Origin of the sequence: Polaribacter sp. Hel_I_88, assembly GCF_000687935.1 — a bacterium.
In the GTDB taxonomy this organism is placed as follows: Bacteria; Bacteroidota; Bacteroidia; order Flavobacteriales; family Flavobacteriaceae; genus Polaribacter.
Map to the genome: position 1 here is coordinate 2,572,346 of NZ_JHZZ01000001.1, position 12,441 is coordinate 2,584,786.

The following is a 12,441-nucleotide window of genomic DNA, read 5'->3' on the forward strand; positions in this document are numbered from 1 at the left end:
AGCTTAAAAATTGATAAATCTTGCTAAAAAATAATGAGGTATAATATTCCAACTACTGATTCGCCATGCGAAAAAAACTAAAAACAATGAGAGTTAAACAAAAAAGATTTTATTTATTCCTAATACTATTAGCTTCATTAAGCATAAGTCATACTACATGGTCTCAGGATATTAAGATTACAGGAAAGGTGTCGGATAATGAAGGAAATCTACTTCCTGGTGTTTCAATTATAGAAAAAGGAACCACAAAAGGTACTACAACAGATTTTGATGGAGTATACAATATTTTGGCTTCACCTCAAGGTACATTAGTGTTTAATTATCTTGGCTTTGAAATAAAGGAAGTTGTAATTAATGATAAAAATAATATTGATGTTATTTTAAATCCTAGTACAACAGATTTAGATGAAATTACAATTGTAGCTTATGGAGAACAAAAAGAGGTTACTGTTACAGGTGCAATAAGTACCATAAAAACAGAGCAACTTGTGGAGTCTCCTTCTCCAAACGTGGCTAATTCTTTAGCAGGTAGAGTTACAGGACTTTCTACAGTTCAATTTTCTGGGCAACCTGGAGCAGATAATCCTAATATTTATTTACGTGGAATCGCATCATTATCAGAAGGTAGGTCACAACCTTTAATGATTGTTGATGGTGTAGAGCGTTCTTTTATGTCTTTAGATCCTAACGAAATAGAGAGTATATCTGTACTTAAAGATGCTTCTGCTACAGCTGTTTATGGTGTTCGTGGAGCTAATGGTGTAATTTTAGTAACTACAAAAAGAGGTAAATTTGGAAAATCAAAAATATCAACTAGTTTTTCAACGGGAATTCAACAACCAACAAGATTACTAGAGTTTGCTGATAGCTATACGTATGCTCAACGTTATAACGAAGCCCAATTGAATGATGAACCTAATATAGACCCAGTTAATCTTCGATTTACACCTGAGGCTTTAGAAGCATTTAGAACGGGTTCAAACCCGATACTTTACCCAAATACAGATTGGATGGATTATCTTTTAAAACCTACTACGCAACAATCTCAAGCAAACGTTAATATTTCAGGAGGTTCAGAAAAAGTAAAGTATTTTGTGTCTCTTGGTGTTTTAAGTCAAGATGGTTTATTTAAAACATTTGATGCGGAATACGATTCTAATTTTTCTTTTCAAAGGTATAATTACAGATCTAACGTAGATATTAATGTAACCAATACTACAAAATTAGCCGTTACAATTGGAGGACAAACTCGTGTTACGAATCGTCCTAACACAAAAGGAAATTTTAATGAACTTTTTAGAGATATTTATTGGTCTGTACCTTTTTCTAGTCCAGGAATCGTAGATGGTAGGTATATTGTTAGTGGTGATTTATATATTTCAGATCAAAAAGTTGATGGTTTAGACAGGTATTATGGTCAAGGTTTTTCGAATATATTAAACAACCAATTAAATATGGATATTGGTTTAGAGCAAGATTTAAACTTTATCAAAGGCTTAAAATTTAGAACTAAATTTGCTTATAACACCGACTATAATCATGCTAAAAACCGAAATTCATCAGTAGCTAGCTATACACCAATTTATTTAAGAGATATAGATCCAAATGCAGATCCTAATAGTGAAGAAATAGTGTATCAAAGAAATGGTCAAGATGGCAATTTAACATATGGCGAAACTTATGGAACCAGTAGAGATTGGTATTTGGAAGGAGGTCTTAGTTATAAAAATAAATTTGGGGGTCATAATGTAAGTGGTTTATTACTTTACAATCAACAAAAAAGATATTACCCAGGTCAGTTTTCAGAGATTCCTCTTGGTTTAGTGGGTATTGTAGGTCGTGCAACTTATGATTATAAAAATAGGTATCTAGCAAATTTAAGTGTTGGTTATAATGGTTCAGAAAATTTTGCCAGAGATAAGCGTTTTGGTCTTTTTCCAGCTATTTCAACAGGTTGGGTGATTACAAATGAATCTTTCATGGAAAATCAATCGTTTTTTGACTTTTTAAAAATACGTGCATCTTATGGACTTGTAGGAAATGATAGAATTGGAGGGAATCGTTTTCTTTATTTACCAGATAGTTTTGATCCAAGAAGTGGTAATTATAACTTTGGTATAGACACACCATTTAATCAACCAGCAGCAAGAGAAGGTCAAATAGGAAATCCGAATGTAACCTGGGAAACTTCTGAAAAACAAAATTACGCTGTAGAACTCAAAATACTTGACAATAAACTAGGTTTAAAAGTAGATTATTTTATTGAAAACCGTTCCGATATTTTAACGTTTAGAGGTACTGTACCAGCTTTTGTTGCTTACAATCTTCCTGCAGTTAATATTGGTAAAGTTCAAAATAAAGGTTTTGAAGTAGAACTTAATTGGGATCATCAAATAAATGACAATTTTAGCTATTGGGTAAATGCAAATGTTTCTCATGCCAAAAATAAAATTGTATTTCAAGATGAAGTTCCACAAAACGAAGAGTATTTGTTTAGAACAGGAAACCCTGTAGGTCAGCCATTTGGATACATATTCGATAAGTTTTATAATGATACAGACACAGGCAACGATGCACTTCCAGATCATTTATATGATTTAAAGCCAGGTGATATGGTTTATAAAGATTTAAATGGTGATGGTGTAATAAATCAAGATGATCAAAAAGCAATTGGCTTTCCAGTTTATCCAATGTATAATTTTGGTCTTAACTATGGTTTTAAATACAAGAACTTTAGTTTAACAATGTCTTGGGCAGGAGCAACAAATACATCAAGACTTTTAGGAGATACATACAGAACCGCTTTTGGTGCCACTGCAAACCGTTCTTTACTTCAATATATGGCAGATGGCAGATGGACACCAGAAACAGCTGAAACAGCTACGTATCCAAGAATGACACTTACAGGACGCCAAAATAATAATAAGAACTCAGATTTTTGGTTACGTGACGCTTCCTATATAAGATTAAAAACTCTAGAAATGGGGTACAATTTTAAAGGTAATTTCTTAAAAAATATGGGTATTAGCAATTTAAGAGCTTTCTTAAATGGAACAAATCTAATAACAATAACCGAGTTAGATATCACTGATCCAGAATCAAGAACAGCTGCAGATTCTGATTATCCGCTTACTAAATTATACAACTTTGGTATCCGAATAAATTTTCTTTAAAAATCAGAATTAAAAAAAATGAAATTAAGTATACATAAAAATGAAACAAAACGTAACAAATAGTTCGATGTATAAGAATCAAAATTACAGGATTGTGACAAATGAAAATAAAAAATGTAAAAAATGAAAGCAAAAAAAATAATTTACATATTCGCAATGTTAGTTCTAATTGTAACTAGCTGTGAAAAAGTTGAATTTGGTAACGAGTTTCTTGATAAACCACCAAGTGTAGATGTTACAAAAGATACGATATTTAACTCTTTAGAGCTAGCTCAGCGTTACTTATGGCAAGGTTACAGTACGCTTCCTTATGGTTTAAATTTAAATTTTTCTGCAAAAGGGAATAAATTAGGGATGGATATTTTAGAGTCTTTAACTGACCTTAGTCATACGTTTATGCCTTGGGGAGGTGTAAATCAACTTTATTATAATGGCCAATATAACGCAGCTGTTGCAGATAATAGCAGAGTTAAATATAGTTATACAGGAGAAGAGAGTTGGGATGGTATTAGAATTGGTTGGGTTTTTATAGAAAATGCAGATCGTATTCCAGATGCATCCCCAGAATATATTGCACAATTAAAAGCAGAAGCTAAAATGCTTATTGCACTGCATTATACAGATATGTTTCGTCATTATGGAGGAATGCCATGGGTAGATCATGCATATACTCCAACAGAAAATACAGATTTACCAAGATCAACATCTAAAGAAACTATGAATAATATCGTTGCACTTTTAGATGAAGCTATTGCTGATTTACCTTGGCTTACTGATGATCCAGCTAACTGGGATGGACGTTTTAACAAAGCTGCAGCTATGGGTTTAAAAGCAAGAGTACTCTTGTTTGGAGCAAGTCCTTTGTTTAATGATAACCAACCCTATCTTTCAGGAGAAGCTTCTGATAAAAATTATACATGGCATGGTAATTACGATCCTGATTTATGGGCTCAGGCAGCACAAGCAGCAAAAGATCTATTGGATAGAGTTGCTTTAGAAGGAGGTTATGGGCTTAAAAACACCGGAAATCCAAGACAAGATTTTCAAGATGCTTATTATGATAGAGGTAATGGAGAGGTTTTAATTAGTACACGAGTTAGATATAGATCAGGTTTTCGTTTTGATGGGCAGTATTATTTTTATCAAAGTGCTGCGGGTTATGGCACAGCTTGTCCTACAAAAGAATACGTAGATATGTTTCCTATGGCAGATGGTACTCCAATTGATGCTACTGGATCTGGATGGGATCCAAATGATCCTTGGGCTAATCGTGATCCAAGGTTATATGAAACTGTACTTGTAAACGGTGATGACTTTAAAGGGAGAAAAGCTGAACTATGGATTAACGGTCGTGAACGAAGAAATATTAATTTTAATGGAACCAAATCAGGCTTTGGTATAAAGAAATTTTTATTAGACCAAAATGGAGCTACGTCATTTCAATCCGTTGTTCATTGGCCTTACATGCGTTTAGCTGAAGTGTACTTAACCTATGCAGAAGCATTAAATGAAGCAAATGGAGGACCAACAGCTGAAGCTTATGCAGCAGTCAATTTAATTCGTAATCGTGTAGGATTAAATAATTTAACACCAGGCTTGTCTCAAGATGCATTTAGAGAGGCTGTCTTGTTAGAACGAGCGCTTGAGTTTGGTTATGAAGAAGTAAGATGGTTTGATATTATTCGTTGGAAAAATGAAGATGCTTTTAAAACAAAACTTCATGGTGTAAACACAAGAAAAGTAGGCAATACATTTTCTTATGAAGTTTTTGAACTTCCAGAACGTTTCTGGCAAGATAATTTTTCTCCAAAATGGTATCTAAGTGCATTTCCTCCAGATGAAATAAACAAAGGGTATGGCTTAGTCCAAAACCCAGGATGGTAATAGAGACAATTTTGAATTTACTAATCAATATCAAATGAAAAATAACAAACTAGAACAATTAAATGACAGCGATTCGAATTACAGCTATATGTATAGTTCTAATGTTTCCCGTTTTCAAAATTTATTAAAATCAACAAATTTTAAAGCTATTAAAATTCTCTTTTTTATGCTACTAATGATGTCTTATCAGGTAGTTTTAGGACAATCTCAAGAGACGAAAATAATAGTTTTAAATGATAATGGGAAACCTTTTAAATCTGTTATTGTTGAGTCTGTTGAAAATAAAAATGAATCTGGAATTACAGATAAAGATGGTGTTGCAATTTTAAATTTAAGTTTAAACACTTTTATTAGACTTTCTTTTAGCGACATGCAAAAATTGGTTGAAGTAAAATCACAAACGATAAACGTAAAATTAGGGCTATCAGATAAAAAGATAAATCTTGGATTCGGACTTTCTAAGTCTACTGAAGAAATTACTTCATCAATAGATGTTGTATATTTTGACAAGCTAGAAAAGAGTTCTTTAAACAATCCTTCTGAAAGCCTTTATGGTCAACTTTCTGGACTTATGGTGCTTCAAAATACTGGAGAACCATGGAGTAGAAATGCCACAATTAATGTTAGAGGAAGAGGTACTTTAGGCAATAATGCACCTTTGGTTATGGTTGATGGTTTCGAGAGAGATTTATCTTCTTTAGCACTGCTAGATATTGAAAGTGTTTCGGTTTTAAAAGACGGTACAGCTTTAGCAAGATTTGGACAAAGAGGAGCGAATGGTGTACTATTAATTACTACAAAAAAGGGTGAGTACGATTCTTTTAAAGTAGAGGTTAGTTACGATCAAGGTTGGAATTTTCCATTACGTGAACCTGAGTTTTTAAATTCTTATGATTATGCGAATGCAGTAAATCAAGCAAGTATTCTTGATGGGAATGCAGCTGTATATTCAAATCAAGATTTGATAGGATTTCAATCAGGAGAAAATCCATCATTGTTTCCGAATGTAAACTGGTTTGATGAAACATTTAGAGATTTTGGGACAACAACAAATATGAATGTTAGTTTTACGGGTGGAGGTACAAGTGTTAAATATTTTGCCTCCCTTAATTATCAAAATGAACGAGGTTTATTTGATAACACAACATTGGACGATCGTTACGATAGTCAATTAAAATATGATCGATTAAATTTTAGAACAAACCTTGATATCGATTTGACAAACACTACAAAATTTATTGTGAATGTTTCTGGAAATATTGATGGTAGAACAGAACCAGGAGCAAGGGTTAGTGGTGTAATGGATGCGCTTTACAGTATACCTTCTGCTGCATTTCCTGTGAGAACACCTAATGGAGAGTGGGGAGGAACAGAATTTTATGACAACAACCCTGTAGCTTTGGTATCATCTACGGGTATTCGTCAACCCAATGGAAGACAAATAGCAGCAAACGGACAAATTATTCAAGATTTAAATGGTTTCGTTAAAGGTTTATCTGCTGAAATTGCCTTAGGATATGATAATGAAGTAAATTATTTTGAAAATAGATTGCGTGGTTTTTTATATGAAAGTTTATCTTTTACCAGAGATCCTGCAACTGGAGAAATCAACAATACCACTTCTACCGTTTTTGGGAATGAAACAGATTTAGGTTTTAATAATAGTTTTGGTAATCAATTACGTCATACCACGTTGTATGGAAAATTAAATTACGATAAGTCATTCCAAGAAAGTGAGTTAAATACTAGTTTAATGTTCCATCAGGACAAAAGAGTTAGAGATGGTCAATACAATACTTTTCTACGTCAAAATATAATGGCAACTGCCAGTTATTCCTATAAAAACAAATATTTTGTTGATGGTGTATTATCTTATGCAGGAAGCAGTGTTTTGCCTAATGGAGACAAATTTGGTTTATTTCCTGCTATTTCTGCAGCATGGGTATTAAATCGCGAAAAGTTCCTTAAAGATAGCAAAACTATTAATTATCTAAAACTACGTGCTTCTTGGGGTATGAGTGGTAATGATATTATGGCTCCTAATTTAGATGAGCAGGCTTTTGCAAATGGAGGTGGGTATTTATTTACAGATAATAATGGAAGTTTAGGAGGTATTAGAGAAAATCGATTGGCTACTCAAGGCCTTACTTATGAAAATTCAATCAAAACAAACGTAGGTATAGATATGGAGTTATTGGGGAGTCTTTCTTTAAAAGTAGATGCCTTTTATGATCAACGTAAAAACATATTAGTAAATACTAATGGAGCAATTCCATCATTAATAGGGGTTGCAACTCCAATTGAAAATTCAGGTGAAGTTATCAATAGAGGAATTGAAACTGCTCTTCGATGGAAAGAAGATATAGGAGGTTTTAAATACTTTATTGGAGGGAACTTTATGTTTGCAAAAAACGAAATTATTGAAATGAACGAAGAGTTTCAGCCTTTTGATTATTTAAGAGAAACTGGAAATTCGATTGGGCAACAATTTGGTTTACAAAGTTTAGGTTTCTTTAGAGATCAAAACGATATAAATAATAGTCCACAACAATTATTTTCTGTAGTAAGACCAGGAGATATTAAATATAAAGATCAGAATAATGATGGTGTAATCGATAATTTCGACATTGTACCTATTGGATATGCTGATAGTACTCCAGAAATGTATTATTCGTTTGACTTTGGTTTTGAAATGAGAGGAGTAGGGGTTAACTTATTGTTTCAAGGAATAGCCAATAAGACTGTGTATTTAAATACAAAGAGTGTATTTATTCCTTTAAGAGGTAATAGTACTATTTCTGATTTTTCAGCAAATAGTTGGACTCCAGAAACTGCAAACACTGCTACATTACCAAGATTATCATTACTTGAAAATGAAAATAATTATCGTAAAAACGATATTTGGTTGGCTAAAGCAGATTATCTAAAATTAAGACGTTTTGAAGTATACTACAATTTTCCAGAAAATGTAGCAAGTAAACTAAAAATGAATAACGCCAAAATATATGGACGTGGTATGAATGTGTTTTCCATAGATTCTATTAAAGAAACAGATCCAGAAGCAACAGGTGTTGGCTACCCATCACTTGCATCATATCACCTAGGAATTAAATTTGAATTTTAATAAATAAGTACTTATGAAGTCACTAAAACATATACATTATTTCTTACTTACTTTACTAATACTTACCGTAAGTAGTTGTAATTATTTAGAATATGACGAAACATCATTCAACCGAAAAGATGATGTGTTTTCAGATTTTAATCGATCAAAAAATTTTTTAACAGGAATCTATAATTATCTGCCTACAGATTTTAATAGTATTGATGGTGCCATGCGTGCATCTGCATCTGACGAAGCAGAACATGTATTGGACTTATCTAATATCCAAAGATTTAATCAAGGTCGATACAGCGCATTACAACCTATAGATAATGTTTGGGGTGAGATGTATTCTGGGATAAGAGCTGCAAATATGTTTCTTAAAGAAACGGAAGGACAGGAGTTTTTAGAAGATCAATTTAATTTAGATTATGCGCAAATGATTGAACAATTCAATAATTATGCCTATGAAGCTAGATTTTTAAGAGCTTTTTTCTATTTCGAACTGGTAAAAAGATATAAAAACATACCACTAATTACTGAAGTATTAACAACAGAAGAAGCTATAAACGCAAATCAAAATACCTTTGATGAGGTTGTTAATTTTATCATAAGCGAATGTGATGCAATTGCATTAGAATTACCAGACGATTATTCTAATTTCTCTGATGTTGCTGAAACTGGGAGAGCTACTAAAGGAGCTGCATTAACGCTAAAATCGAGAATGTTGTTGTATGCAGCTAGTCCTTTGCACAATACAAATAATGATATTTCTATATGGGTAGACGCTGCTAGTGCTGCTAAATCTGTTATTGATTTAAATGTATATACCTTGGAAAACAACTATTCAAACGTTGTGAATAATTTTACTAGTAATGAGTTAATTTTTGAAAGACGTCAAGGTAATACTAATGATTTTGAAAGAAGAAATTTTCCTGTCGGGTATGAAGGTGGAAATACAGGAACTTGCCCTACTCAAAACTTAGTAGATACCTACGAAATGCAAAGTAATGGACTTGCTATTACAGATCCTGCATCTGGTTACGATCCACAAGCTCCTTATTCAGGCAGAGATCCTCGTTTACAGCAAACAATTATAGTAAATGGCTCTAACTGGAAAGGGCAAACTGTAGAAAGTTTTATTGGAGGTGCAAATGGAAGGCCTATAACCAATGCAACCAAAACAGGTTACTACCTTAAAAAATACGTTATCGAAGCCATAAATCTTTCGCCTACCAATACAACAAGTAGAGAGCACACATGGGTATTATTTAGATATGGTGAAGTATTGTTGAACTATGCAGAAGCAATGAACGAAGCTTATGGCCCTGAAAATGGAGCAGCTTTTGGATTAACTGCACTTGATGCTGTAAATCAAGTTAGACAAAGAGCAAATATGCCAAACTTTCCAGCAGGTTTAAGTCAAAGTGAATTTAGAGATAAATTGCGCAATGAACGAATGGTGGAATTGGCTTTTGAAGACCACCGTTTTTGGGACATTCGTCGTTGGAAAATTGGACAACAAACTACCAATATTTTTCAAATGGAAATAACACAAAATAATGGGGGAATGGTTTTGTTTTTGAAAAAAAATTGCTGGAGGTAAGACCCTATGAAGAAAGGATGAACATTTACCCTATTCCACAGGCTGAACTTTTTAAAAATGAAAATTTAACTCAAAACACTGGTTGGTAATAGTTTTACTATTTAAAATTGAATTGATTACAAGGAGATTTTACCACCAATAAAAAAAACATCTTTAGGAAATAAAAAAAATGAAGGATGTAAAACAGAAAATTAATTATTAATATTTAAAATCACAAATTATGAAAAAAGTTACTTTATTATTTACATTATTAACAATCTCGATAAGCTTTGGTCAAGCTTTACCCATTACCAATGGAGGTTTCGAATCTGGAGATTTAACAGACTGGGATGGCTATGGAACAGCTGTGGTTGAAGCTGCCGATGTTGTTGGGGCTGGCACAACAAAAAGTGGAACTTTTGCAGGTAGAGTGAACAATTGGGATTCTGCTTCTTTGGCAAGAACATTTGACGTGGAGCCAGGAAAAACATATATTGTTAATTTTTGGATCACAAACCAGTTCTTTTATATATCTACAAATTCTAGAGTTAGAAATTATACAGGTGGTTCAAATGGAGATTTCTTAGAATTAACTCCTATTGTACCTGATGGTGGTAAAAACGCAGGTGACGCAACAATTTATGAGTGTACAATTGTAGATCAAAACCCTTCTTTTGAATGGAAAGAAGTTAAGTATTCTTTTGTTGTACCTGCTGGTGTAACAAAGGTAAGACATCTTTATTTTAGTAATGTTACTGCGTTTAAGTATGTAGATGATTTTTCAGTGGTTGAGGCTTCTACAGCATCTGTTGACGATTTACAACAATTCGATTTTGAATTGTATCCAAACCCTGCAAGTGATTTTATTAAAGTTTCAGCAGTCGAAAATTTCGATAAGGTAGAGATATATAATTTACTTGGAAAGTTAATTTATGAAGAAACTGTTTCAAATAATACTAAAGAAATCAATGTTTCTAATCTTTCTGATGGTATCTATTTTATAAAAACTTCTAAAGGTAAATCAGTCGGAACTTATAAGTTTATTAAACAATAGTAATATTACTTATTCTAGTTTTTAATTGTAAATGACAGAGAATATTCTTTTAAAAAATGAAAAGATATCTCTGTCATTTTTCAGTAAACTATTTAAATAAATAATTTTCCTTTTTGCAACCTATTTTTTATTAACAAACCAATAATACCTATAATGGTTAAAAATTTTTTCTTATTTAGTTTTATTGTTTTCTTAGCTGCCTGTGGCAACCAAAAAAAAGACAATAACCTAGCAGATTCTAAAAACGAAAAAGAAAATAACCAGCCAAATGTTATTGTTATTTTAGTTGATGATGCAGGCTATGTTGATTTCGGTTTTATGGGTAGTGAAGATTTAGAAACACCACATATAGATAGTTTAGCAAAAGAAGGAGTAGTGTTTACAGATGCTCATGTAAGTGCAACAGTTTGTGCGCCATCAAGAGCAGGTTTAATTACAGGAAAATACCAACAACGTTTTGGTTTTGAGGCAAATGGAACAGGTTATGGAAATTCTGGCGACATTGGGCTATCAGATGATGTGGTTACAATGGCTGATGTTTTCAAAAAAAATAATTATAAAACGATTGCATTAGGAAAATGGCACTTAGGAAGCGATATTTCAGATCATCCTAATCAAAGAGGTTTTGACGAGTTTTACGGGTTTTTAGCAGGTAGTAGATCTTATTTTTCAATGAAAAACCCATCAAAAAATCACATGCTTCAGCAAAATGGAAAACAGGTCGTTTTTGATGGTTATCTAACAGATGTTTTGGGAGATCAATCTGTGCGTTTTGTAGAGGAAAATAAAAATCAACCTTTTTTTATGTATTTGGCATATAATGCAGTTCATACACCTATTGAAGCTAAAGAAGAGGATTTATTGAAATTTAAAAATCATCCAAGGCAAAAATTAGCGGCTATGACTTGGTCTCTAGATGAAAATGTTGGTAAACTTCGCAATAAACTGATAGAGTTAGGTTTACTTGAAAATACATTGATATTTTTTTTAAGCGATAATGGTGGTGCTCATAACAATTCATCAAAAATGGGACCTTTAAAAGGTTGGAAAGGAAATAAGTTTGAAGGTGGACATCGTGTTCCGTTTATTGTAAGTTGGCCTAAAAAAATTACTGATCACAAAAAATTCAATGGCTTAACCTCTTCCTTAGATGTTTTTAGTACTTCTTTGGCTGCAGCAGGAATTGAAAAAGATAAAGATTTAATTTTAGACGGAGTCGATTTACTACCTTATTTATCAGGTGATAAGAAAGGGAATCCTCATGATAAGCTCTTTTGGCGAAAATTAGATGAAGCAGGAGCTAGAAATGGGGAATACAAATTAATACGTTTAAAAAATTATGGAAGTGTTCTTTATAATCTGACTAATGATCTTGGGGAAACAAATAATTTAATATCAAAAGAAAGTAGCACTGCCAATGAAATGTTAGAAAGTTTATCTGATTGGGAGTCAAATTTGATAGCTCCTCTTTGGAGAGAAGGAAAAGCTTGGGAGGATGTAACGTATCACATCCACCAAAAGTTAATGAAAAATGAAGAGGTCTTATATAAAGATCCAAAGGGTAAAAAAAATATTTCAAATCCTAAGAATTAAAAAGATTAACAAAGTTTGATGTTATAAATATCGATTAATTTAAAAATAG

At 32.5% G+C, this 12,441-nt stretch carries 7 protein-coding genes; all 7 read left to right on the forward strand.

Annotated elements, in window-relative coordinates; genetic code table 11:
• The first annotated feature begins 86 nt into the window (after positions 1-86).
• The 7 genes from P161_RS0111605 (at position 87) to P161_RS18440 (ending at position 12,392) form a co-directional block, all read left to right on the forward strand.
• A complete protein-coding gene (locus P161_RS0111605) occupies positions 87-3,173 on the forward strand; it encodes a TonB-dependent receptor (RefSeq protein WP_026777155.1) in 3,087 nt (1,028 codons plus the stop codon).
• A gap of 123 nt (positions 3,174-3,296) precedes the next feature.
• A complete protein-coding gene (locus tag P161_RS0111610; protein ID WP_036841432.1) occupies positions 3,297-5,057 on the forward strand; it encodes a RagB/SusD family nutrient uptake outer membrane protein in 1,761 nt (586 codons plus the stop codon).
• Positions 5,058-5,091: 34 nt separating this feature from the next.
• Positions 5,092-8,181, forward strand: coding sequence for a SusC/RagA family TonB-linked outer membrane protein (locus tag P161_RS0111615; protein WP_051605727.1), 3,090 nt, complete (start codon positions 5,092-5,094; stop codon positions 8,179-8,181).
• A 13-nt stretch (positions 8,182-8,194) separates the two neighbouring features.
• Positions 8,195-9,766, forward strand: coding sequence for a RagB/SusD family nutrient uptake outer membrane protein (locus P161_RS18435; RefSeq protein WP_197026342.1), 1,572 nt, complete (start codon positions 8,195-8,197; stop codon positions 9,764-9,766).
• Positions 9,767-9,783: 17 nt separating this feature from the next.
• Complete coding sequence (locus P161_RS20050) at positions 9,784-9,855, forward strand: RagB/SusD family nutrient uptake outer membrane protein (protein WP_368086217.1); 72 nt, start codon at positions 9,784-9,786, stop codon at positions 9,853-9,855.
• A gap of 131 nt (positions 9,856-9,986) precedes the next feature.
• The gene (locus P161_RS0111625; RefSeq protein WP_026777158.1) at positions 9,987-10,799 is read left to right on the forward strand and encodes a T9SS type A sorting domain-containing protein; all 813 of its coding nucleotides are present in this window, start codon (positions 9,987-9,989) and stop codon (positions 10,797-10,799) included.
• A 153-nt stretch (positions 10,800-10,952) separates the two neighbouring features.
• The gene (locus P161_RS18440; RefSeq protein WP_051605728.1) at positions 10,953-12,392 is read left to right on the forward strand and encodes a sulfatase; all 1,440 of its coding nucleotides are present in this window, start codon (positions 10,953-10,955) and stop codon (positions 12,390-12,392) included.
• The last annotated feature ends 49 nt before the right edge of the window (positions 12,393-12,441 follow it).